General features: G+C 40.5%; 18 protein-coding genes. 6 read left to right on the top strand and 12 right to left on the bottom strand.

The features are described 5' to 3' along the window. Together HMPREF1505_RS03485 and HMPREF1505_RS03480 are read right to left on the bottom strand one after the other, a co-directional pair. Nucleotides 1–650, bottom strand: a 650-nt coding sequence (locus HMPREF1505_RS03485; RefSeq protein WP_036922553.1) for a fimbrillin family protein, incomplete at its 3' end; no start/stop codon positions are given. Between the two features lie 51 nt (nucleotides 651–701). Beyond that, on the bottom strand, nucleotides 702–830 hold the full coding sequence (locus HMPREF1505_RS03480) for a single-stranded DNA-binding protein (protein ID WP_231480329.1): 129 nt from the start codon (nucleotides 828–830) through the stop codon (nucleotides 702–704). Nucleotides 831–1,442: 612 nt separating this feature from the next. On the opposite strand from HMPREF1505_RS03480, the gene HMPREF1505_RS03475 reads away from it, so the two are divergent. The 5 genes from HMPREF1505_RS03475 (at nucleotide 1,443) to lpxA (ending at nucleotide 10,153) form a co-directional block, all read left to right on the top strand. Beyond that, nucleotides 1,443–2,867 (top strand): CCA tRNA nucleotidyltransferase, encoded by a 1,425-nt coding sequence (locus HMPREF1505_RS03475; RefSeq protein ID WP_036922547.1) that lies wholly within the window; start codon nucleotides 1,443–1,445, stop codon nucleotides 2,865–2,867. A 198-nt stretch (nucleotides 2,868–3,065) separates the two neighbouring features. Next, the gene (locus HMPREF1505_RS03470; RefSeq protein WP_036922544.1) at nucleotides 3,066–4,400 is read left to right on the top strand and encodes an efflux RND transporter periplasmic adaptor subunit; all 1,335 of its coding nucleotides are present in this window, start codon (nucleotides 3,066–3,068) and stop codon (nucleotides 4,398–4,400) included. 89 nt (nucleotides 4,401–4,489) lie between these two features. Next, nucleotides 4,490–7,750: an efflux RND transporter permease subunit gene (locus HMPREF1505_RS03465; protein ID WP_036922541.1), complete on the top strand. Its 3,261-nt coding sequence runs from the start codon at nucleotides 4,490–4,492 to the stop codon at nucleotides 7,748–7,750. Nucleotides 7,751–7,770: 20 nt separating this feature from the next. Further along, on the top strand, nucleotides 7,771–9,150 hold the full coding sequence (locus tag HMPREF1505_RS03460; RefSeq protein ID WP_036922538.1) for an efflux transporter outer membrane subunit: 1,380 nt from the start codon (nucleotides 7,771–7,773) through the stop codon (nucleotides 9,148–9,150). A 220-nt stretch (nucleotides 9,151–9,370) separates the two neighbouring features. Then, complete coding sequence (gene lpxA, locus HMPREF1505_RS03455) at nucleotides 9,371–10,153, top strand: acyl-ACP--UDP-N-acetylglucosamine O-acyltransferase (RefSeq protein WP_036922536.1); 783 nt, start codon at nucleotides 9,371–9,373, stop codon at nucleotides 10,151–10,153. A gap of 596 nt (nucleotides 10,154–10,749) precedes the next feature. Here lpxA and HMPREF1505_RS03450 read toward each other — a convergent pair. The 3 genes from HMPREF1505_RS03450 to typA form a co-directional block, all read right to left on the bottom strand. After that, nucleotides 10,750–11,532 (bottom strand): radical SAM protein, encoded by a 783-nt coding sequence (locus HMPREF1505_RS03450; protein ID WP_036922533.1) that lies wholly within the window; start codon nucleotides 11,530–11,532, stop codon nucleotides 10,750–10,752. Between the two features lie 132 nt (nucleotides 11,533–11,664). Beyond that, nucleotides 11,665–12,876, bottom strand: a complete 1,212-nt coding sequence (locus tag HMPREF1505_RS03445; RefSeq protein WP_036922530.1) for a DUF1810 family protein — start codon at nucleotides 12,874–12,876, stop codon at nucleotides 11,665–11,667. Nucleotides 12,877–13,133: 257 nt separating this feature from the next. Continuing rightward, complete coding sequence (gene typA / locus HMPREF1505_RS03440) at nucleotides 13,134–14,936, bottom strand: translational GTPase TypA (RefSeq protein ID WP_004360505.1); 1,803 nt, start codon at nucleotides 14,934–14,936, stop codon at nucleotides 13,134–13,136. 204 nt (nucleotides 14,937–15,140) lie between these two features. Between typA and rpsO the strand changes: the two genes are divergently transcribed. Next, the gene (gene rpsO / locus HMPREF1505_RS03435) at nucleotides 15,141–15,416 is read left to right on the top strand and encodes a 30S ribosomal protein S15 (protein WP_004360506.1); all 276 of its coding nucleotides are present in this window, start codon (nucleotides 15,141–15,143) and stop codon (nucleotides 15,414–15,416) included. A gap of 599 nt (nucleotides 15,417–16,015) precedes the next feature. Here the strand turns inward: rpsO and HMPREF1505_RS03430 are convergent. From HMPREF1505_RS03430 to HMPREF1505_RS03400, 7 genes are all read right to left on the bottom strand, one after another. After that, a complete protein-coding gene (locus HMPREF1505_RS03430; protein WP_036922525.1) occupies nucleotides 16,016–18,451 on the bottom strand; it encodes a C10 family peptidase in 2,436 nt (811 codons plus the stop codon). A 112-nt stretch (nucleotides 18,452–18,563) separates the two neighbouring features. Next, nucleotides 18,564–18,974 (bottom strand): 2-amino-4-hydroxy-6-hydroxymethyldihydropteridine diphosphokinase, encoded by a 411-nt coding sequence (gene folK / locus HMPREF1505_RS03425; protein ID WP_013264624.1) that lies wholly within the window; start codon nucleotides 18,972–18,974, stop codon nucleotides 18,564–18,566. Between the two features lies 1 nt (nucleotide 18,975). Further along, complete coding sequence (locus HMPREF1505_RS03420; RefSeq protein WP_013264503.1) at nucleotides 18,976–20,160, bottom strand: S-adenosylmethionine:tRNA ribosyltransferase-isomerase; 1,185 nt, start codon at nucleotides 20,158–20,160, stop codon at nucleotides 18,976–18,978. 21 nt (nucleotides 20,161–20,181) lie between these two features. Then, on the bottom strand, nucleotides 20,182–20,880 hold the full coding sequence (gene truB, locus HMPREF1505_RS03415) for a tRNA pseudouridine(55) synthase TruB (RefSeq protein ID WP_036922522.1): 699 nt from the start codon (nucleotides 20,878–20,880) through the stop codon (nucleotides 20,182–20,184). Nucleotides 20,881–20,901: 21 nt separating this feature from the next. Then, nucleotides 20,902–21,762 carry an undecaprenyl-diphosphate phosphatase gene (locus HMPREF1505_RS03410; RefSeq protein WP_036922519.1) on the bottom strand — a complete coding sequence of 287 codons (861 nt, stop codon included), beginning with the start codon at nucleotides 21,760–21,762 and terminating at the stop codon, nucleotides 20,902–20,904. After that, nucleotides 21,762–22,004: a DUF3098 domain-containing protein gene (locus tag HMPREF1505_RS03405; RefSeq protein ID WP_004360512.1), complete on the bottom strand. Its 243-nt coding sequence runs from the start codon at nucleotides 22,002–22,004 to the stop codon at nucleotides 21,762–21,764. Before HMPREF1505_RS03405 ends, HMPREF1505_RS03410 begins: the two co-directional genes overlap by 1 nt. A gap of 132 nt (nucleotides 22,005–22,136) precedes the next feature. Then, nucleotides 22,137–23,015, bottom strand: coding sequence for an ABC transporter permease (locus tag HMPREF1505_RS03400; RefSeq protein ID WP_021672882.1), 879 nt, complete (start codon nucleotides 23,013–23,015; stop codon nucleotides 22,137–22,139). Nucleotides 23,016–23,806 lie beyond the last annotated feature (791 nt).

Raw genomic sequence — 23,806 nt, 5'->3', positions numbered from 1 at the left:
GTAGTGAACTCGTTTTTAGCCGCACTAATCTTTCCATCATTAGCAAAAGTGATGGTTGACTTTAAATTACCAGCAAGGTTCTCCTGCCCAATAGAAAGTAACTTTACCTGCTTTACGTTTGAAGTTCCTTTGATGGTAAAACGGAGCAAACCACCAACATTGTATGCAATGAATGGTTTTCCACGCTGTGGAATGATACCAACAGATACATTTGCCTTTGGATCAAATGTTCCTGCTACCGCCTGCTGATTCTTTGGGAAAGTATATTGGTATTCAGCTGTTACGTTGTTCTTTTGAAGAATTTTAGCATCTTCCTGATAAGGATACATCATGAAGTAGGGGTTTTGTTGATCAGCTGCTTGTCCCCAAAAGATGACGTTACTACCTGTTGATGATGTCTTAAATGGTAGACTCTTATTACCTGGTGCACTATAGTAACCAATACCAATCTGGTCGTTTGTTTGCCAAGTTACGGTTGAGCCGTCTGTGCCAAGTACTGTACGTGTAACAGGCTGTGAAGATCCTGCAATAAAGCTCATCTCAACCAGTTTCTCGCTGGTTGCCTCAGTGCTATCAAAGTCGTCTTGTGAGCATGATGCTGTGGTGAGAGCAAGTCCTAAACACAGCAAGTATGTCTTAAAATTTTTCATATTGTTCTTTTTGATTTTATTCGTTTTTGTGATAAGTTTAATCTTTTTTGATTAGAATGGTGAGTCGTCATCAGTACCATCATCAACTACAGGAGTAGGGTTGTTACTATTAGTAAAGCCCTCGTGTTGAGTACCATGTGCACTATCCATTAAGAAATCACCTTCAGTCTCCATTTTCACCAGAAGAGTGGATGGTCTTTGATATTCTTTCTTCATTTTTGTCTTGTTTTATTATCCTAATTACGCTTATAGATGTCGTAAACCCTTTGGATTCTTTGTTATCCTTAAAGAACTTTGTTAAAATAGTCGTACTTAGTTCTCATTCTAAATACTTCTGTCAAATAACACCGTAGGGTTATGACATCACAAATGTGTATTCGGTTGTTATACTTCTTTTACCTGATCTTAAAAACTTGTTGTCAAGCTCTTTATCTATTTTTTAACGGAGTGCAAAGTTAGCAATTCTTCTGTAAATAGCAGATAGTCAGCTTGGAAAGTTTTTAAAACAAAAACATAATTAACATATAAATCGTGATAGAGTTGTAGTAGTTTGCTTTTGTTAACAGTTTAATGATGGTTTATTGTCCTCTAATATGGCTTTTATTATATGAATGACTCGAATATGCTGTATAATCTTTTTTACCTAAATACTTGACTTAAATCATGTTGATTCGATTGTCATAGAACAAAGTGTTGTGCACAAAATGCACATCCATTTAGTTTTGAACTTGTGAGAGTTGAGGAAAATATGTATCTTTGCATGACTCTTATTATAAAAGATAACATTATTTTATGCGAGATCTTTCAGATGCCGAATTGGCACAGCTTATAGACAAAGATATATTTCTTCATATTTCAACAGCAGCTGATAAACTTGGATTAGAATGCTATGTCGTAGGTGGTTACGTTCGTGATTTGTTTTTGGAACGTCCGTCAAATGACATTGATGTCGTTGTTGTTGGGAGTGGTATTCAGGTTGCAAGTGAATTGAAAGCCATCTTAGGAAAGAAGGCTCATTTGTCTGTTTTCCGTAATTTTGGAACTGCACAGGTAAAGTATAAGAATATAGAGGTGGAATTTGTTGGTGCACGAAAGGAAAGTTATAGCCACGACAGTAGGAAACCAATAGTTGAAGACGGTACATTAGAAGATGATCAGAACCGTCGTGACTTTACGATTAATGCGATGGCGGTGTGTTTGAATAAAGCGCGTTTCGGAGAATTGGTAGACCCATTTGGAGGCATTGATGACCTTTGGGATGGTATTATCCGTACACCACTTGATCCAGATGTAACCTTCTCAGATGATCCATTGCGTATGATGCGTTGTGTACGTTTTGCTACACAGCTTAACTTCTTCATAGAAGACGAGACCTTCGAAGCTTTGGAGCGTAATGCAGAACGAATCAAGATTATTAGTGGAGAGCGTATTGAGGAAGAGTTAAATAAGATAATGATGACGGCAACACCAAGCAAGGGCTTTATAGAGTTGTATCGTTGTGGACTCTTACAGCTTATACTGCCAGAGCTTGTAGCACTTGACGTTGTAGACACAAGAAATGGACGTGCACATAAGAATAACTTCTATCACACCTTAGAGGTGTTGGATAATATTTGCAAGCATACGGATAATCTATGGTTGCGGTGGTCGGCATTGTTGCATGATGTCGGTAAGGCTAAGTGTAAACGTTGGGATGCAACAGTAGGATGGACCTTTCATAACCACAACTTTGTGGGTGCAAAGATGGTCCCAACTATCTTCCGTCGTCTTAAACTCCCGATGGATAGCAAGATGAAGTATGTGCAGAAACAAGTTGATTTACACATGCGTCCGATTGCTATTGCTGATGAGGAGGTAACTGATTCTGCTGTACGTCGCTTGATGAATGATGCAGGTGATGACATAGATGACTTGATGACACTCTGTGAGGCTGATATAACAAGTAAGAATGCAGTTCGAAAACAACGCTTCTTGGATAATTTCCGTATTGTTCGTGAGAAACTAAAGGACTTAAAAGATCGTGATTATAAGCGTCTTTTACAACCTTGTGTTGATGGAAACGAGATTATGGAGATGTTTAATTTGAAACCAAGTAGGGAGGTCGGTTTATTAAAACAAACACTGAAAGATGCCGTCCTTGACAATAGAGTTCCTAATGAACGTGAACCACTTTTAGCTTTATTGAGAGAAAAGGCAGAGGAACTCGGTTTGATATAGCCAATTATTGTTAAAAAAGAGGCCATAAACAGAGTTGGATTAAATAATAATATGTAAATTTGCACACTGAAAACTATAATGATATAACATAGTTTTCAGTGTGCTTTGCTTTCATAGTAAATTAACTTACTGTATGCAGGTTAAACTTTAGTTTGTCCTGTTGAATTAAGATAAACAAAGAATATATATTAAATAAGTATGAAGAAAAAAAGTATCTTATTGTCTGCTATAGCAGCAATGGTCTTGTTACTTACCAGTTGTGGTGGAGGAAAACAAAGCCTTCCAACAAGCGATGAGTATCCAGTAATTACAATTGGTGCAGCCAATGCACAGTTGAAGACGACATTCCCAGCAACCATTAAGGGTGTGCAGGATGTTGAGGTACGTCCAAAAGTTAGTGGTTTTATCACAAAACTTTATGTACATGAAGGTGAGTATGTTCGTGCAGGACAGGTGCTCTTCGTGGTAGATAACTCTACTTATCAGGCTGCTGTTCGTCAGGCTGAAGCACAAGTCGTATCAGCACAGAGTGGTGTTGCAGGCGCTCAGGCTCGTGTTGTTCAGGCTAATGCAAGTCTGAATTCAGCCAATGCGCAGGCTGCAACTTCACGATTGACTTATAGTAACAGTAAGAACCTTTATAATAATAAGGTAATAGGTGAGTACGAGTTGGAATCAGCAAAGAATGCGTATGAGACTGCCCAGGCTGCTGTTAGCCAAGCACAGAGTGGCGTAGCATCTGCTAATGCAGCAGTAACTCAGGCACATGCTGCTGTTCGTCAGGCTCAGGCAATGCTCGCAACAGCTAAAGATAACCTCGGTTTCTGCTATGTGAAGAGTCCAGCATCGGGTTATGTTGGTAGTCTTCCTTATAAGGAGGGTGCTTTGGTTAGCGCATCTTCAGCACAGCCTGTTACCACAGTGAGCAACACTTCTTCTATAGAAGTCTACTTCTCAATGACAGAGTCAGATGTCTTAAAGCTCAGCCGTACTAATAATGGTTTGAATAATGCTATCAAGTCTTTCCCAAGTGTAAGTTTGATGTTAGCTGATGGTACAATTTATAACCATGAAGGTGTAGTTGTTAAAACCAGTGGTATTATAGATGCAACAACTGGTACAGTAAGTGTTATTGCACGTTTTCCTAATCCAGAACACTTGTTGAAGAGCGGTGGTAGCGGTCAGATTGTTATTGCAAAGAATAATAACCGTGCTTTGTTGGTACCACAGGAAGCTACTGTACAGGTTCAAGATAAGATCTTTGTATATAAGGTTGATGGTGATAGTAAGGTACATTATACAGAGATAACTGTCGACCCACAGAATGATGGCATCAATTATATTGTTACAAGTGGTCTTAAAATGGGCGACCGTATTGTGAGCAAGGGCCTTTCAAGTCTTGAGGATGGCGCAAAGATAACAGCACTTACACCTGCAGAGTATGATAAAGCCATTGAGAAATCAGAGAAACTGGGCGAGAACCAAGGTTCAGCATCAGGCTTCCTCAAAGCTATGAAGGGAGAAGATAAGTAAGTGATGGGTGATAGGTGTTGAATGATGGGTGATGATGAATTGCTTAACTCATTCGACATTTATAAACCCTAAATAAAGAATTAGGTATTATGACATTTACGAATTTTATCAAACGACCGGTATTGTCAACGGTTATATCAATCTTCTTTGTACTCTTGGGTATCATTGGATTGATATCACTGCCTATTGAACAATATCCGAATATTGCACCTCCTACGATTTCTATTCAGACATTTTATCAAGGAGCTGATGCACAGACCGTATTAAATTCAGTTATTACACCATTGGAGGAGAGTATCAATGGTGTTGAGAACATGACTTATATGGAGTCAACAGCAACCAATGCTGGTATGGCAATGATTACTGTTTACTTCAAGCAGGGTGCTGATCCTAACATGGCAGCAGTCAATGTACAGAACCGTGTGTCACAAGCACAGGCGTTGTTGCCTGCTGAGGTAACACGTGCGGGTGTGACGGTGTCAAAGCGTCAGAGCTCAAATGTTGTTATGTATTCATTGACAACAGATGACGGACGATATGATGATGAGTTCTTGACGAACTATAACAATATCAATATCGTGCCAATGTTGAAGCGTATCAATGGTGTCGGTGACGTACACATACCGGGTATGAAGACCTACTCTATGCGTATCTGGCTGTATCCAGATAAGATGAAGCAGCATAAACTTGTCCCATCAGATGTATCTATGGCTTTGGCAGAGCAGAATATTGAGGCTGCGCCGGGTTCATTTGGTGAGCAGAGCAATCAGAAGTTTGAGTATACCATGCGTTATAAGGGACGTCTAAAGACTCCAGAGGAGTATGGCAATATCATTATTTCAAGCAATACCAATGGTCAAACTGTTCACTTGCGTGATGTAGCAAAGGTTGAGTTGGGTGGTCTGATGTATTCAGTTATGATGAAGAACAACAGCCGTCCTGCTGTTATTGGTATGGTAAACCAGGTCGCTGGTTCAAATGCTACACAGATTGCAGATGATGTGAAGACTGCCTTGGCTGATGCTCAGAAGCAGATGCCGCCGGGCATGAAAGTTACAATTGAGCAGGATGTAACAGAGTTCCTCTTTGCTTCAATCGAAGAGGTTGTCTTTACATTGTTTATAACTCTTTTATTGGTATTTTTCGTTGTGTATATCTTCTTGCAGGACATTCGTTCAACGTTAATTCCAATGATAGCAGTACCAGTGGCATTGATAGGTACCTTCTTCTTCCTTTGGGTATTTGGTTTCTCTATCAACTTGCTAACCCTTTCGGCGTTGTTGTTGGCGATTGCGATTGTAGTCGATGATGCCATCGTGGTCGTTGAGGCTGTACATGCAAAACTCGACTTAGGTTATAAGAGCGCTATGACAGCAGCTATTGATGCAATGAACGAAATCTCTGGTGCTATTATCTCTATTACTTTGGTGATGTCAGCTGTGTTTGTTCCTGTATCCTTTATTGGTGGAACCTCTGGTACATTCTATCGTGAGTTCGGTGTGACGATGGCTGTGTCTATCGTTATCTCTGCTTTGAACGCTTTGACATTGTCTCCTGCGCTTTGTGCTATCTTCTTGAAGCCACATAGTAAGGACGAGCATAAGAAGTTGTCACGTGTTGACCGTTTCCACATGGCTTTCAATACGCAGTATGACAAGATAAACACAAAGTATCAGAAGGTTGTTGAGAAGATCATCAACCATCGTTGGATTTCCAGTCTTGCGGTTATATTAGGTATTGTTGCACTTGTTGTAACAATGAAATTCACGCAGACTGGTCTTGTTCCAAATGAGGATACAGGTACGTTGTTTGCAATGATTAGTTTGCCACCGGGTACATCACAGGTAGAGACCCAAAAGGTAACTGATCAAGTTGATAAGATGTTGGCAAGTAACCCATATATCGAACGTCGTGAGCAAATTGTTGGTTACAACTTCATGGCAGGACAGGGTTCTAACCAGTCAACCTTTATTATCAAGTTAAAACCATTTGCCGAGCGTAAGTATGGAATGATAGATCGCATTAAGTCTGTCTTTGATGGCGCAGGTATAGCCGGTTTGTTCATCGACCCTACATCATCTAATATGATTTTGGGTATGATTTACAAGCAGACAGCAAGTATCAAGGGTGCACAGATTATTGCTTTTGGATCACCAATGATTCCTGGTTATGGACTCACAAATGGTGTGTCTTTCGTGTTGCAGGATAAGACGGGTGGCGACCTTAATAAGTTCTATAAGGTAGCACAGGACTATTTGGCTGCATTGAACAAGCGACCAGAGTTTAGCCGAGCACTTACCACCTACAACCCTAACTATCCACAGTATATGGTTGATGTTGATGTGGCAAAGGCAAAACAGGCAGGTACATCACCAGCTGCAATTCTCTCAGTATTGCAGGGATATTATGGTGGTATGTATGCTTCAAACTTCAACGCTTATGGTAAGCTCTTCCGTGTTATGATTCAAGGTACGGTTGAGAGTCGTATGAGTGAGAGTGGACTGACGAATATCTATGTAAGAACGGCTGGTGGAATGGCACCTGTAAGCGAGTTCTGTACTTTGAAGCGTGTCTATGGTCCATCAAATATCACTCGTTTCAACCTCTTTACCTCTATCGCAATCAATGCTACACCAGCTGATGGTTACTCTTCTGGTCAGGCTATTCAGGCTGCAGAGGAGGTTGCAAAACAAGTATTGCCACAGGGTTATGGTTATGAGTTCTCTGGTCTGACTCGTTCAGAGAAGGAGGCATCTAACTCTACCGCAATGATTTTTGTTCTTTGTATCGTATTCGTTTACTTGATTTTGAGTGCTCAGTATGAGAGCTACATCCTTCCTTTGGCTGTAATTCTTTCTATTCCTATCGGTTTGTCTGGTGCATTTATCTTTACGTTAATCTTCGGACATAACAATGATATCTATATGCAGATTTCGCTGATTATGTTGATTGGTCTGTTGGCAAAGAATGCTATTCTTATTGTAGAGTTCGCTCTTGAGCGTCGTCGTACAGGTATGGCTATTAAGTATGCAGCAATCTTAGGTGCTGGTGCTCGTCTGCGTCCTATCCTTATGACCTCTCTTGCAATGATTATCGGTTTGTTACCATTGATGTTTGCAAGTGGTGTAGGTCGTAATGGTAACCAGACGTTGGGTGCTGCTGCTGTCGGTGGTATGCTTATCGGTACGCTCTGTCAGGTATTCGTTGTACCAGCTCTGTTCGCCTTCTTCCAGTACTTACAGGAGCGTGTTAAGCCTCTCGTATTTGAGGATGAGGCAAGCCGTGATGTAATCAAGGAACTCGAGCAGTTCTCAAAGGGACCTGCAACGGATTATAAGATTGAAGAGTAGACACTAATAAAGGAATAACAATGAAGAAATTAAATATAATCATCATAGCTCTTGCAGCCCTGTCACTGACAGGCTGTAAGAGTCTCTATGGCAATTACGAACGTCCAGATGTGAAGACGAACGGCATTGTGCGCGACCCTGTTGATGATAAGGCTGTGCTTGAGGGTGCTAACGACTTTGGTAATCTGCCATGGCGCAGTGTCTTTACTGACCCACATCTGCAGACTCTTATTGAGAAGGCACTTAATAATAATCCTGACTTGCTCAATGCTGCATTGAATGTTGATATTGCTGAGCAGCAGGTTAAAGCGGCTAAGTTGTCTTTTTTACCATCAGTCGTCTTTGCACCGACAGGAACTATTTCTCATTTCGGTACACATACATCATCTACACAGTCTTACTCACTTCCTGTCTCAGCAAGTTGGGAAATAGACCTCTTTGGTAAGTTGCGTTCTTCAAAGAAGGCTGCTCAGATGACGATGATTCAGGCACAAGACTATAAGGTTTATGCGCAGACTACGCTTATTAGTAGTGTCGCTAATCTTTATTATACCCTTTTAATGCTCGACCGTCAAAAGCAGATTGTCGATGATATGTTAGGTCTGACCAAGAATACTTGGGATGTGATGAAACTGCAGATGGAGTTTGGTCGTGCTCGTTCAACGAGTGTACAGAGTGCTGAGGCTGCTTTCTATAGTGTTCAGACACAGGCTGCAGATATCCGTCGTCAGATTCGTGAGACAGAGAATACGCTTAGCTTACTCCTTGGTGAGCCTGCTCAGACCATAGCACGTGGTAGTCTTGATAATCAGAGTCTGCCAGCTAACTTCGCAGGTGGTATTGGTGTACAGTTGTTGAGCAATCGTGCGGATGTTCATGCAAACGAAATGGCTTTGGCACAGTGCTTCTATAATGTTCAAACTGCTCGCAGCCGTTTCTATCCATCATTGACCATTTCTCCTACTGGAGCATGGACGAATGGTGGTGGTATGGTGAATCCAGGTAAACTCCTTTTGAGTGTTGTGGGTAGTCTTACACAGCCTATCTTTATGCGTGGTCAGCTGACTGCAGGTTTGCGTGTTGCCGAAGATAAGTACAAGCAGGCATACAACACCTGGCAGAATAGTATTCTTAAGGCTGGCTCAGAGGTGAGTAATGCACTTGTAGCCTACAATGCTGCTAATGAAAAGGAGCAGTTGCGTAAGCAGCAGATTGATGTCTTGAAGACGAATGTTGAGCATACACAGATGCTTTATACTCAGAGTTCAAGCACTTATCTTGAGGTTATTACCGCACAGCAGAGTCTGCTTAATGCTGAAATCTCACAGGTACAGGAGCAGTTCACAAAGCTTCAGTCGATTGTTAATCTGTACAAGGCCTTAGGTGGAGGTGCGAAGTAATTCATAATTCACAATTCATAATTCATAATTATGATTACTAATGTTAATTTATAATTCACAATTCATAATGTATAATTATGATTACTTCTAATTTACAATTCAGAATCATTCTGAGCAAAATTCTCATTAGTATGTCATAATTATGATTACCGACATAACTGATAAGGCTGTCCTTGAAGGTGATTGTTGGTAGATACTGAAAAATTAAATATTTAAGATTATGAGTAGCGAAATTAGTCCAAAAGCTGATATCTCTCCAAAGGCAAAGATTGGAGACGGCTGTAAGATATTCCCATTCGTATATATAGAGGATGATGTTGTCATTGGTGATAACTGTATTATCTTTCCCTTTGTGAGTATCTTGAATGGTACTCGTATGGGTAACGGAAATAAGATTCACCAAGGTTCAGTACTTGCTGCCTTGCCACAGGACTTTGAGTTCGTGGGCGAGAAGAGCGAACTGATTATAGGTGATAATAATATTATTCGAGAGAACGTTGTCATCAATCGTGCTACACATCGTGGTTGTAAGACAGTTCTTGGTTCAAACAACTTCTTGATGGAAGGTGCACATATCAGTCATGACACTGTTGTTGGTGACCGTTGTGTCTTTGGTTATGGCGCAAAGGTGGCTGGTGATTGTAACATTGGTACCGGTGCTCTTATCTCATCTAATGTTATTGAGAAAGCCAATACTCGTGTTGGTGAATATGCTGTGGTACAAGCTGGTACAACCTTCTCTAAGGACGTCCCTCCTTATATTATAGCTGGTGGCTCACCTATTGGTTTTAATGGTGTAAATACAACTGTAAGTAAGACTGCCGGGCTTGATGATAAGGTAATTAAGCATATTGCGAATGCTTATCGTTTGTTGTTCCATGGTCAGACATCAGTTTTTGATGCTTGTATCCAGATTGAACAGCAGGTACCAGACTCACCTGCTATCCGTAGCATCCTCGAATTCGTGCGAGGTACAGAAGAAGGAATCATCAGTAAATTATAATTTTCATACCTATAAATTTTGATGATGGGAGAGCCAGCCGTGAGGTTGACTCTCCTTTCTTATTTTATTCATTTATTGATTTGGGTTAGACTGGTGCCTGACTTGTGCTTTAATTTTTGTAGATGAGGTATTGAAAAATCATGACACAAATTCGAATAAAATATCTAAAAACAAAGGTAAAAAGACGTGTAAAAATCAAGTTTGCAATCAACAGAGAATCAATTAGTTGTAAAGTTGTAAAGTAAAAGGTGCTTAATTGGACTTCAAAAGGGCGTTAGTTAGACCTCAAGAGGGCACCTCTTGCAGGTCAGTTAGGCATCTTTTAGAAGCCAAAAGAGCATGTATTGAGATTGTAAGACCAAGAAAAGTTATGACATTTCAGTAGGCTCTGTAGGCTTCTGGTAATGCATGTAACTCTCAACTGAACTTAAAGTAATTTGCTTTATAAGTAAGAAGGCGGAAGGTTTATACATTCGTCAAAATGAAATGGACGCATCAAAAGTACGTCCATTATGATTGATTTATATTTTCGTATTGGGTAGTTTTTCTATAAATATGAGTTTTTCTTTGATGGTAATATTAAGAATATAGAAATGTTAATACGATGCTGTGCAAGGGATTCCCAATGCAATGACACGATCACGGATAGCATCTAATTCTTCGTGTGTAGCCTTTTGTAGGTGTAGGTCGGGTGTTTCACGATCGATAGTGTAAATCATTACCTCACGTGGAGCAATCTCTTTGATTGTTTCAAGCCACGGTGCAACAAAGGCTTCAGTTGTGTTGTCAACATCATATCCGCCTTCAGTAGTCCCCTTCATAAACATTGTCTGGATAATTGCTTGTCCGTTGAAAGACTTGATATCTGCAATGATTCGGTTTACATCATAGGAAGGCTGCGTAGGGCGGTCTACCTTATTGATATATTCAGCATTGATGGTATCGAGTTTCAGAATGTTGTTGTCTACCTTTGCCAGCGCCTCATGAATCTTCGGACGATGGATGAACGTAGAGTTACTGAGGACAGAAATCTTTGCTTGTGGGCAATATTTGTTACGTAGACGGATTGTGTCGTCAATGATTTCATCAAAATGTGGGTGGGAGGTAGGCTCGCCATTACCTGCAAAAGTCAATACATCAGGGTGAATATTCTCTTGTTGCATCTCCTTTAACTTGGCTTCCAAAGCTTCCGCAACATGTTCACGAGTAGGGTGGGGCGTCTTTGTGCGGTGGTCTTTGTTGAAGCCACATTCACAATATATGCAGTCGAATGTGCATATCTTACCGTCTGCTGGCATCAAGTTAATGCCTAAGGAAATACCTAAGCGGCGGCTGTGAACTGGTCCAAATATAGGGGATGGATAGATAATCGTGCTCATTGAATATTTATTTTATAACAACAAAGGTAAGTATTTTTGTTGAATGTTCTGTTGTTTCTTATAAAAGAAAAGAAGAAAAAGAGAATGAAATCTTAATGTAAGAGGGATGTTTTGATAAAGTTTCTCCACGTTTTAGCCTATCTTTTTTATCGTATTGTGGTCCTTCTCACCATTGTAAAATGTTTTTAGAACTTCTGAAAAGATATCATTTGGACTAATAGCATCAAATAATGTCATTGAAGATTTTAGCTTTAAAGCATCAACATAACTGCCCATAAGTTGTTCTATGTTTCTGTCTTTATGTGTCAGTAGGGTGCATGTTATCTCACGCAGTCGTTCATTCAAGCATGTGTTTGCAAGGAATGTACGAGCCTCGTCTGTATCTGCTAAGCCGTAATATTGTGAATAGGGACTATGTCCAAGTCCTTTCAGTTGTGGGAAGATAAACCATATCCAGTGTGAGGTTTTATGCCCTCGCTGCATTTCTTCCAACGCTCGTTGGTAGGTGTTGTCAGCATTCTGAGCCTTGATAAATCTTTCAATGTCGAAAGGGTCGGGAGCAAGTACTCCTATACTTTCTTCGAACTTATTGAGAATAGTGCGTAAGTATGGTGTTAGCAGTGCGTAACAATAGGTGGCAAGCTTTAGAGGAAGACCATAAAAAGCTTGTGCAATACTTCCGGTCATCGCTGCTATTGTGTCTGAATCACCGCCCAAGGATACTGCAATTCGTATTACGTCCTCAAAGTCCTCACCTTCTAAAAATGCCCAAATAGCTGCTGGAACAGTTTTCTGACAACTCATAGCATCGCAGACAATGGAGCGGAGATGGTCTAACTGCAGGTTTAAATTATATTTGAAATTTGCCTCCACATAAGCTTTTATCTCTGTTTTTGTTGCTCCAGTGCGTGCAAGATAGGTTGCGGAGGCAATTGCTTTGGCACCTTTTATACCTTCTGGATGATTATGAGTAACCTTTGCAGAGATAGTAGCAAGTCTTAAGGTTTCCTCTAAGTTCTGTGCATAGAAAGCAATAGGACTTACTCTCATAGCCGACCCATTTCCATAGCTGTTATAAGGTTTTGGTTGCTGATTGTATAGCCACCGCCTAAAACCACCACCATAACCAACGTAAGGATAGCGTCTACCTAAGTCTTGCATTCGCAGTACAAGTCCTTCTTCACTGTGTTCCTTGTCTTCTGTTAGCCATTCTGCAACAGCCAAAGTCATCACGGTGTCATCTGTAAACCGACTCATCGGTGTAAACAGATGAAAGTCTTTCTGCTTCTTGTTGTTGAACTCATATACTGAGCCGATGATATCTCCAATGATTGCTCCTAACATAGTTAAAACCTTTATTTGCTTAGTGTTTTGTGGCAGAAGCAATCGACTTAACTTCTCTTCTGCTTTCTTTAGACACTACTCTTATTTATACTTGGGCTTTTTATTGTCAAATCTACTTGTTAGATACAAAGATAAACAAAAAGTTGCATAGTAAGTAACCAATATGAATTATAATAAAAGTTATTCCTGTTTTAAGCGAAAAAAGACGGCTATCCGTTGTGGACAGCCGCCTTTCTAACTTATTATTAGTAAGATGTCTATTCTTTACTCTCACGCTTACGATCATTATGATCGAGCGTAATCTTACGCATACGAATGTTCTTTGGAGTTACCTCAACATACTCGTTGCCCTTGATGTACTCAAGACATTCCTCAAGACTCATCTCGGTTTTAGGGATAACGCGTGCCTTCTCGTCAGAACCAGATGCACGGACGTTGGTCAACTGCTTTGCCTTCGTAACGTTGATAACGAGGTCATTGTCGTGAACATGCTCGCCAACAACCTGTCCGCCATAAACTTCCTCACCTGAATCGATGAAGAACTTACCACGATCCTGCAACTTATCGATAGCGTATGCGTAGGCAGTACCAGCTTCCAATGCAATCATTGAACCATTTGTACGACGTACGATTTCGCCCTTGAATGGTTGATAATCTTTGAAACGGTGTGCCATGATAGCTTCACCCTGGCTGGCTGTTAAGACGTTGGTACGCAGACCAATGATACCACGTGATGGTATTTCAAAGGTGATGTTCACACGCTCACCCTCAGCATCCATACCGAGAAGGTCACCCTTACGACGAGTCACCATATCAATCATCTTACTTGAGAAATCTGTTGGTACGTTAATTGTCAACTCCTCAATAGGCTCACACTTCTGGCCATCAATCTCCTTATAGATAACCTGTGGCTGACCAACCTGCAACTCATAGCCCTCGCGACGCATTGTCTCAATGAGGACAGAGAGGTGAAGTACACCACGACCACTAACAATCCACTTATCCATAGAGTCCTCCATCGGACGCACACGAAGTGCAAGGTTCTTCTCAAGTTCCTTGTTCAGACGATCGCTAATGTGACGAGAGGTACAGAACTTACCTTCTTTTCCGAAGAAAGGAGAGTCGTTGATGGTGAAGAGCATACTCATAGTTGGCTCATCAACAGCGATTGGTGGCAGTGGTTCTGGATTCTCAAAATCAGCAATAGTATCACCAATCTCAAACTTCTCCAAACCAATTACGGCACATATGTCGCCTGAATCTACGGCATCAGTCTTCTTATGTCCCATACCCTCGAAGGTATGAAGCTCTTTAATCTTAGTGCGTTCCTGTGTTCCGTCGCGGTGACAGATTGTAATATTCTGTCCATCCTTCAATGTTCCACGGTGTACACGACCAACGGCGATACGTCCGGTGTAGCTTGAATAGTCCAAAGATGTAATCAGCATCTGTGGTGTTCCTTCAATCTGCTTAGGAGCAGGGATTGCCTCAATAATGAGGTCGAGCAGATATTCAATATTATCTGTTGGCTTCTTCCAATCCTCACTCATCCAGCCATTCTTAGCTGAACCATAGACAACAGGGAAGTTCAACTGATCTTCTGTAGCGTTAAGGTCGCACATGAGATCGAATACCATCTCATATACTTCTTCAGGACGACAGTTAGGTTTGTCTACCTTGTTGATAACAACAACTGGTTTCAAACCAAGCTGAAGGGCCTTTTGTAGCACAAAACGTGTCTGTGGCATAGGACCTTCAAAAGCGTCTACGAGCAACAGACAGCCGTCTGCCATGTTCAATACACGCTCAACCTCACCACCGAAGTCAGAGTGACCAGGCGTGTCGAGGATGTTGATTTTTACTCCTTTCCAATTAATACTTACATTCTTACTCAGAATTGTTATCCCTCGTTCGCGCTCCAAGTCATTAGAGTCGAGAACTTCTCCGCTGTTGTCTTGTCCGTCACGGAAAAGTTTTCCAGCGAGCATCATCTTGTCAACCAAGGTTGTCTTACCGTGGTCTACGTGCGCAATAACTGCGATGTTACGAATATCTTGCATTTAAATACCTTAAAAAGCTTACGCTAAATTTATGCTGCAAAATTACGAATAAAAAATGGAAAACGTTTGTGGTTCCAATAAAAAGTTGTAACTTTGCACAGCATTTTCGGAACGTCCGATGCATTTGATGTCGTAACCCGTTGTGATTAAGGCGGCTAACGACGGAAAGATGTAATTGCAAATCACATTAATCAAAACAAAATTATGTATTTAGACAAGACAAAGAAGGCAGAAATCTTCGCACAGTATGGTAAGGCACAGAGCACAACTGATACAGGTTCAGCTGAGAGCCAGATTGCTCTTTTCTCTTATCGTATCAAGCACTTGACCGAGCATGTAAAGAAGAATCGCAAGGACTACGTTACAACTCGTTCATTGACACAGCTCGTTGGTAAGCGTCGTGCATTGCTCGATTACCTCTACGATCGCGATATCGAGCGCTACCGTGCTATCATCAAGGCTTTGGGTCTCCGTAAGTAAGATTTCTGAAAGCAAAAAAATAAAAGGTAAGAAAGTTAAAGTTGGTTTATCCATGCTTTACTTTCTTACCTTTTTTCTTTGTCTCCTGCTACTATTCTATTTGTTCTTAAGAGATAGTATTGTTTCTTTTTCTATTTTATCTCAATATTCTAAGTATTAGTACGTCCGTGTAAGAGGGTTTTCTAATAGATTTTAGGAGACTTGAATTTTCTTTACATTACCTCCCGATGGCATAGTAGCATAATAGTAAAAAACAGTCTTTTTATGCACCTTTGTAACTCTTTTATATTGAGAATGTTACAGGGATGGTTTGCAAAAGGTGCTTAATAGGCTTACAAAAGGGCGTTAATAAGACTTCAAAAGGGCACCTTTTAGAAGCTAAAAGGGCGTTAATTCGAGTCCAATTAAGCCTTAATAAAAATCGATGCGCTGAAAAATATTTACAAAGAGATTGGTAATTACGGTATGATTTGCCTTAACAGAAAATCGGTCATCGCATATTATGAGATAATACACAATGACCGACTTGGCTTTTAATCTTTTTGTTGGAGTTTGAAAACTCAATAATATCCGTATTTGTTATACAGATAGTCTCTTTCCTATTTCTTAATCACTTTCTTACCATCAATGATATAGATGCCTGCAGGGAGCTCTTCCCAAGTTTTTGACAGGCGAATACCTTGTAGTGTAAAGATATTTTTTGCGGTATTTTTGTTGTAATTAATCGAATTGATTCCTGTAGGATTTAACTCATTGATGGTGTTGAAGACATTGCGTAGTACAAGTGGGTTCCATGTATCTTGTCGTTGTCCGTCTCGCTCAAGCTCTAAATGTATTTCGTATGAATGGTTAGGCTCTAACAGTGAAGCAGAGAATGTGATACGTGTTTGGGCTGCATTGTTGTCTGCATCACAAGGAAGATAAACATTATGAGCTGTTCCTAATTCAATCCACTTGTTACTTGTCAAATCGAGTAGACGATAATGGATTGGACCACGGTAGCCATTCTTAATCTGATAACCAGATACTTTAGAATGTACTTGCAGACTGATATTCTTTATCTTATTAAGTTGGAAGGTGCTGTAATTGGCGTATTCACCATCCGCATAGTAGTCGAGGAAAGTTAATTCAATATTTCCATTATTGACATAAGGTATTACTTCGATTTCGAAAGGCTCTTTCATGTCAATAGGTATCTCTACTTCAGTTCCTTTTCTATTGGCTTTTATTGATAGTTTGACGTCATATTTACCTCTTGGAAGATTCCCTAAACTTGGTTTGTTGTAATATAGTGGAAGCATATTAATGACAAAGGTAGTTCGTCCAAGACGTTGTGCAACAACGTTTGGAGTAAGTAGATAACCATTATATTCTTTCTTTGTCTCTTGATTTGTAAGTGTCATCACAAGCTCACCACGCACCTCTTCACGTCCAGGGTTGTACATCGTGAAACTGAATGCACCTTTAAATCCAGAACCTTCATAGTAGGGTGCAAGTAGACTTGGAGCCTTCTCAATTACAACAATATCCTTAGGATTATTTGTGTTGATGTGAACAGCATCGGCTGTGAGTTTTACCTCTATTTCATTAGCATGATTGATTGGCTTCCAGTCACCGTGTTCCTTCGTCTTGATATCGAGCATCTCAGAGAATACTGGTACCAAACGGTAGTTTCCGTCAGCAATACCCTTAAAGTTAATATCAGCAACATCAAATGACATGGCAGTAAAGATGGATGCCCATGTTTGGTCGCCAGCAGTTGAATCAAAGATTTTTACTCGTTCGTTCTTATCATTATAAAGGGCAAGTGCTACCTTTCCTGAGAATACGCCAAGTTCACCTTTAACTGAACTATATGAGCCTAACCTCTCAATCTTTGCACTGAAGCTTTCAGAACGGCTTGCCTCTGTCTTGTCCATAGTGAATGAAGTGGTGGTTCTTGCGTCCAATCCACGCTCGATATCCTTAAAAGGTACTGCCTTACCATCGTTAGGATGGGCAAAGACAACTGAGATATCGTCCCAGAATGTTCCACTATTGAGGGCAAAGCCTGAAACATTAAGGGTTACTATGTTGATGTCGAAGTATCCGTCGTTTTCGCCTCCCCAGCCCCAGTTGGTGTGAATGAGCCCCTGCTCATCATATCCATCATAAACAAAGGCATGAGGTCCACCTACTACTAAGACTGGATACCCATCTGAGATTTCTTGCATCACCTCATTGAGGAAGTCATTGGCAGGAAGGAAGTTTTTGTCAAGATAACGTACGGTATAGTCGAACTTGTCTCGAAGTGCATTGCAGGCACGCTGTAAATTTGAGTCACTTCCTTTAATGTAGTATCTCATATGGACAGCCTTACCAATATCATACATCAATATGCCAACGGCTTGTCGAGATTGTTCCGTTCTCATATCATTAGTCGTGTTCTTCATCTCATCCCACCAATAAGTAGCGCTTTTCTTAGCATCATCACCTGTTGATGCTATATAATCTTGTGGTCGATTCTTAGGCCATTTGTTGTAGAACATCACCTGTGCTGTGGCTGTTGCAACACAGCCCGTAGGTGTATGCTGTCCATTACTTAGTGGGGTGTACTTATTGAAAGGGTCATACTGGCTCCACTTACAAGTAAGCAAGGGTTCTACTTTTCGTTTGATAGGACGCTGTGGGGTAGTAGCTGTAGCTTTAGAACGCACTTCTTTTACAACACGTTCATATTCCTTTAAGAACAGTTTGAAGTATGGAGGCTGATCGTTGGGATTTTCTGTCATCTTATCTCCATAACCCACGAGCTCGTTGAGTTTACTTTCTCCAGAGATAATAACGAATTTCTTGTTGTTTGGATTAGTAAAAATGTAATAAGCAGGTTGCTCATTCGCTTGTGATGAGCGGGTTTTTGGAGTATCGTTCGATAGCTTTGGATTGCTAATGTATTTGGTCGCTATACTCAAAGCTCGTGCTTTGGTGATGGGTTCTGCGTTAGCAAGTAGAATGTTAGTAAACACAGTTAGCACTAATAATAAAGTTCTTTTCATTTGTTTATCTTATTAGTCAAAATATTGGTTTGTTATATTTTATGTCAGGGTTGTGTAAGTTTGAGAACACTTAAAACAAATAGATTTAGTTTGTTTTATGACTTGAGACAGTTTAATCCTCCCATATCTCCTTTAGTGGAAGCATAACAAATTCACGCTCTTCCATAAGAGGGTGGGGAATGATAAGGTCTGGTTCATTGATATTTAGCTTGTCGTAAAGCAGGATGTCAATATCTATGATGCGGTCTGTATATTGTGCATTGATAGACTTTTTTACTCGTCCCATCTCTATTTCTATGGCTTGAGTAGTCTCTAATAACTGTCGGGGAGCAAGCGATGTGGAGACACATACACAGGCATTGAGGAAGAGATTAGGACTCTCAAACCCCCAAGGCTCCGTTTCATGAAAAGAAGATTGGCGCAAAACTGTGCCAATCTTTTTTTCTATCAATGCTATCGCCTCGTGCATAATAGCCTTTCTATTGCCAAGATTTGTGCCGAGGGATAAATAAACTATGTGCATATTAATCGTTGAGAATCAACAATGAGTCGCCGAAGCAACCAAACATATAACCATTCTTTACCGCTTTGTCATATGCTTCCATCACAAGATCATAACCTCCGAAGGCTGCTGTTTCCATCAATAAGGTTGAATATGGGTGATAGAAATTAACCAACATAGAGTCAGCAAAGCCAAAGTTGTATGGAGGAAAGATAAATTCATTGGTCCAGCCATCGTACTCTTTCAACATACCATCTGTACCAACGGCTGTCTCTGTAGCCTTAACAACACTTGCACCGACAGCGCACAGGCGATGTCCTGCCTGTTTAGCACCATTGGCAATACGACAAGCATCAGCATTGATGTGCATCTCTTCAGAATCCATCTTGTGCTTTGTAAGGTCTTCTACTTCAATGTCATGGAAGTTACCTAAGCCACAGTGCAAGGTGATGAATGCTTTCTTGATTCCCTTAATATCCATCATCTTCATCATGTGTTCAGAGAAGTGGATGTTTGTACCTGGTGCAGAGACTGCGCCTTCGTTCTTTGCAAAGACTGACTGGAAGTGTTCCATGTCGTCAGCTGTTGCGTGTGCAAACTCTTCTCCGTCCTCTTTTGGACGATTGTCAATGATGTAACGTGGTAATGGAGCTTCACCCAATGCAAACAACTCACGCTTAAATTCATCGTGAGGACAGTCGTAAAGGAAACGAAGTGTGCGACCACGAGAAGTCGTATTGTCAATAACCTCAGCCACCATCGTACCAGATTCATCAAAGAAAAGTTTGTTTCCGATACGAATCTTACGTGCAGGCTCAACCAATACGTCCCAAAGGCGCATCTCCTGATTCAACTCACGAAGGAGGAATACCTCAATCTTAGCATCAGTCTTCTCCTTTGTTCCATACAGACGAGCTGGGAAAACCTTAGTGTCATTGAAGATAAAAGCATCGCCCTCATCGAAGTAATTGAACACATCTTTGAAGCGGATGTAGTCTTCTTCCTTAGGTTCACCATTGATCTCACCCTTAAACATGTCAATCTTTCCTGACTTACGGTGTAACACCATCAGTCTACCTTCGTCACGACGTGTAACAGTAAAGGTCTGTGTACTGCCGTCAGTACGAGTCAGTACACGTTCAGATGAATGTGGATATAAGGCTACCTGCTCTTTTGGTAGGTTGAATTTAAACTGTGAAAGCTTCATATTTATTTATTGGGGAGTTTATTATTTTTCTATTGTTTGTTGCTGAAGCCATGCTTCAAACTGGTCATAATTGACGCAGTCTTCCACTCTTACGTCTCCAACACGTGTGCGGCGCAATGCTGTAAGATAGGCTCCGCTATTCACTGCTCGTCCAAGGTCGCGTGCCAATGCGCGGATATAAGTACCTTTACCGCAGACGACACGGATTGATAATTGCATCTTCTCTGCATCGAAGTCTAATACATCTATCTCATCAATGCGAATGTTCTTAGGTTTTAACGTGACATCCTTACCTTTTCTACGATAGTCGAAAGCACGCTTACCATCCACCTTTACAGCACTGTAAGTTGGTGGAATCTGCTCGATATCACCCACAAACTGAGGAAGTGTAGCGTTTATCAGTTCCCTTGTTATGTGTTCTGTTGGGAACGATTCATTCACCTCATGCTCCATATCGTAGCTTGGTGTGGTTGCTCCCAACTGTAGGGTCGCTGTATATTCCTTTGTATGCGTCTGCAAGGTTTCAATCTGTTTTGTCATCTTACCCGTAGCAAGGATGAGTACTCCTGTAGCCAAAGGGTCTAAAGTACCTGCATGACCAATCTTTACTTTTCCGTCATTCGCCTGTGTACAAAGGTAGCGTACGTGCGCTAATGCCTTGAAACTGGTGATTCCGTAGGGCTTGTCGATAGGGATGATTACTCCTTCTTTGAAGTTCATTAGGGCAATAAGTATATAAGATTAGTCAACCATATTCAGTGGAATATCACAGAGCAGCATTATAATAATGATAACACCAACGATGATACGATACCAACCGAACCACTTGAAACCATATTTTGCAAGGAAACTTACAAACCACTTCATTGCCAATAGCGCAACGATGAATGATACAACACAGCCTACAGCGAGCATTATAAGGTTATGAGCAGACGCCCATGCGCTGTCACCTTTTAATAAATCAAGTAGGTCGAGCAGTGTTGCACCAGCCATAGTAGGTACTGCAAGGAAGAATGAGAACTCTGCTGCACGCTTACGTGTCAATCCGTTTGCCATACCGCCAACGATAGTAGCCATAGAACGGCTTGTGCCAGGGATAACCGATAGGCACTGGAAAAGACCAATGCTAAAGGCACGCTTTTCTGTTACTTGATTCTCTTCTTTTCCCTTATTGAACAATTTATCACAATAAAGCATGAAGATACCACCCACAACGAGCATTATTGCTACAACCCAAACTGAGTCGAGCAGCCAGTCAAGTAAACCACTTTTCTTAGCTGCTAAGCCAATGATAACAGCTGGTAGGACACCAATGAACAATAACCAGTAGAAGCGGATTGGATGAATAATCTTCTTGAAAGTACAAGTTTCATCAGCAGGTACAGGTGTATGGTCGATATGGAAAAAGCGCTTCCAATATAAGCATACGACAGAGAGGATAGCACCAAACTGGATGATAAAGGTAAAGGCATGTACAAACTCGTCACCTGATGGTACACCTAAAAGATTTTGTGTAATAATCATGTGACCCGTAGATGACACAGGAAGGAACTCCGTCAGTCCTTCGATAATGGAGATAATAATCGTTTGTAAAAGTGTCATTATTCCTCCACTTCTTTAGTTTCTTTCGGCTGATAGAGGATAGCACCAATGATAGAGATAAAACCAATGAAGGTAACAATAGGCGCTACCTTGATGTGACGGGCGCTGAAGATGTCTGGATCAAATACGGTTTCAGTAGATGTTCCACCACTCATAAGGATAAAGCCGAGAATAACAACGGCTACACCTATAGCCAACAAAATAAAGTTGGTCTTACCAAAAGCTAAATTTCTTTTGTCCATATTCTATTTTTTGAGGAGTTCAGGGGGCTGAGATTGAGAAGTTAAAAAGATGAGTTGGAATAATGAGTTTTTCTCTTTTCCATCTATAAGAATCTTTTACTCTCTTATCTTTTCCCCTTTTTACGGTTCCTTTTAAATCTTATATAAGTCACCTGCCTTCATACGCAGGAACTTGTTTACTGACAACCATGCGCAGAAGGTTGCAATAATCACACCAAAAGCTAACATTACGATTGCTGTGATAATCAATGCATCCCATGACAATAATTTCGTAATCTCTGGTTCCTTTTCGTACAGGAGGCATATTCCTATACCCAAGACTGCAATAGCCAATAGGGCAGAAACTAATCCTTCTAATACTGCACGGCGCAAGAATGGCGCACGGATAAAACTCCATGAACCACCAACAAGTTTCATCGTGTGGATTGAGAAACGATGTGCATAGATACTCAATCGGATAGTATTGTTAATCAGAGAGAATGAGATGATGGTGAGCAATACAGCAATAACCAATAACACCAAACTAATCTTACCCAATGTTTGGTTTACACTTTCTACCAAACTCTGTGGATAAGTGATGTCACTCACACCACGATAGGTACGCAATTGCTGAACAATATTGCGGATAGAGTCATTGTTAGCATAGTTAGCCTTCAACTGTACTTCTATCTCACCCGTAAACGGATTCTCACCTGCAAATTCGGCAGGGTTGGCACCTAATTCTTTAGTTCCATCCTTCAACGCCTGCTCTTTACTGATAAAGTTCAAGCTATTGATATAATGCAAGGTGCGAATACGCTCGCAGAGAGCAGTACTCTCTTCCGTATTCATATCGGGTTGGAGAATCATTGTGATAGTCAGATTCTCCTTTACATAAGAACTAAGATTGCGACTGGTAAAGCCTGTAAGTACAACTATACCAATCAGCATCAGTACCATAGCTGTACTGATACATAGTGTGACAACCTGCAGACTATGACGACTGCGGGCTTTGTTTCTTTTTTTTGCCATTTCTTTAATAAGGTATAATACACCAAAGTTGTTGCAAAGATACTGCAAAATAAGGTAACGACAAAGGAAATTATGCTTTATTTAGAGATAAAAGATGAAACTTGTGAGCATATTACTATGGAAGGGAAGGTAGGGGAGTTATGCTCGAAAGTTTAACCCAAATCGGTCATTAGACCACAAAATGTACATTCTTACGATACTATGGTGTTGTTTCCTAACATTTTTTCTTTTCTTATCGGCATCTTGTTAGTCTTTGTAACTTGACGTAGCCCGCTACGCCTGCGTTCCAAAGGCAAACAATCTGATCGATAATAAAACAAAATATGTTTAGGCTCTAATGACCGAATTGGGTTTAAAACAATTACGTTGTGTTTTTCCTTCAACCGCCATATAGGCATTTAATGTCTTTATTTTATGCATATTAAGTAGGCAAAGTTCAAAGGTGATCATTTTTCTGTTTTGTAATAAAAAACTCATGTTTGAAAATAAAAAGATGCTCTTTAAGGCTCTTAAAGACGCCTAATTGGCTTCTAAAAGGTGCCCTTTTGAGGTCTTATTAACGCCCTTTTGAAGTCCAATTAAGCACCTTTTACAATGTGGTTTTGTAACTATCTGATTTGTATTAAGTTACAAAGATGCTTAAAAAGGATGTTTTTTACCTTTTTAGATGAATATTTTAAGAAATAATGTAAATAATTTTCGCGGCTCTTAATACGGTGGGAATGCTGTTGTGTTTCTGCATAAAATATTCATAAAAGTATATGCTTTGCAATAAAATCATGCAAAATACG

This window comes from Prevotella sp. ICM33, from assembly GCF_000517825.1.
GTDB classification, from domain to species: domain Bacteria; phylum Bacteroidota; class Bacteroidia; order Bacteroidales; family Bacteroidaceae; genus Prevotella; species Prevotella melaninogenica.
This window is presented reverse-complemented; position numbering and strand designations above follow the sequence as displayed.

Bases quoted from the DNA above. Each gene is read 5' to 3' on its own strand.
- HMPREF1505_RS03470 (WP_036922544.1), top strand. From the start codon at position 3,066: ATGAAGAAAAAAAGTATCTTATTGTCTGCTATAGCAGCAATGGTCTTG.
- HMPREF1505_RS03430 (WP_036922525.1), bottom strand. From the start codon at position 18,451: ATGAAAAGAACTTTATTATTAGTGCTAACTGTGTTTACTAACATTCTA.
- HMPREF1505_RS03450 (WP_036922533.1), bottom strand. From the start codon at position 11,532: ATGAGCACGATTATCTATCCATCCCCTATATTTGGACCAGTTCACAGC.
- HMPREF1505_RS03465 (WP_036922541.1), top strand. From the start codon at position 4,490: ATGACATTTACGAATTTTATCAAACGACCGGTATTGTCAACGGTTATA.
- rpsO (WP_004360506.1), top strand. From the start codon at position 15,141: ATGTATTTAGACAAGACAAAGAAGGCAGAAATCTTCGCACAGTATGGT.
- folK (WP_013264624.1), bottom strand. From the start codon at position 18,974: ATGCACATAGTTTATTTATCCCTCGGCACAAATCTTGGCAATAGAAAG.
- typA (WP_004360505.1), bottom strand. From the start codon at position 14,936: ATGCAAGATATTCGTAACATCGCAGTTATTGCGCACGTAGACCACGGT.
- HMPREF1505_RS03400 (WP_021672882.1), bottom strand. From the start codon at position 23,015: ATGGCAAAAAAAAGAAACAAAGCCCGCAGTCGTCATAGTCTGCAGGTT.
- HMPREF1505_RS03445 (WP_036922530.1), bottom strand. From the start codon at position 12,876: ATGTTAGGAGCAATCATTGGAGATATCATCGGCTCAGTATATGAGTTC.
- truB (WP_036922522.1), bottom strand. From the start codon at position 20,880: ATGAACTTCAAAGAAGGAGTAATCATCCCTATCGACAAGCCCTACGGA.
- lpxA (WP_036922536.1), top strand. From the start codon at position 9,371: ATGAGTAGCGAAATTAGTCCAAAAGCTGATATCTCTCCAAAGGCAAAG.
- HMPREF1505_RS03460 (WP_036922538.1), top strand. From the start codon at position 7,771: ATGAAGAAATTAAATATAATCATCATAGCTCTTGCAGCCCTGTCACTG.
- HMPREF1505_RS03475 (WP_036922547.1), top strand. From the start codon at position 1,443: ATGCGAGATCTTTCAGATGCCGAATTGGCACAGCTTATAGACAAAGAT.
- HMPREF1505_RS03405 (WP_004360512.1), bottom strand. From the start codon at position 22,004: ATGGACAAAAGAAATTTAGCTTTTGGTAAGACCAACTTTATTTTGTTG.
- HMPREF1505_RS03410 (WP_036922519.1), bottom strand. From the start codon at position 21,762: ATGACACTTTTACAAACGATTATTATCTCCATTATCGAAGGACTGACG.
- HMPREF1505_RS03420 (WP_013264503.1), bottom strand. From the start codon at position 20,160: ATGAAGCTTTCACAGTTTAAATTCAACCTACCAAAAGAGCAGGTAGCC.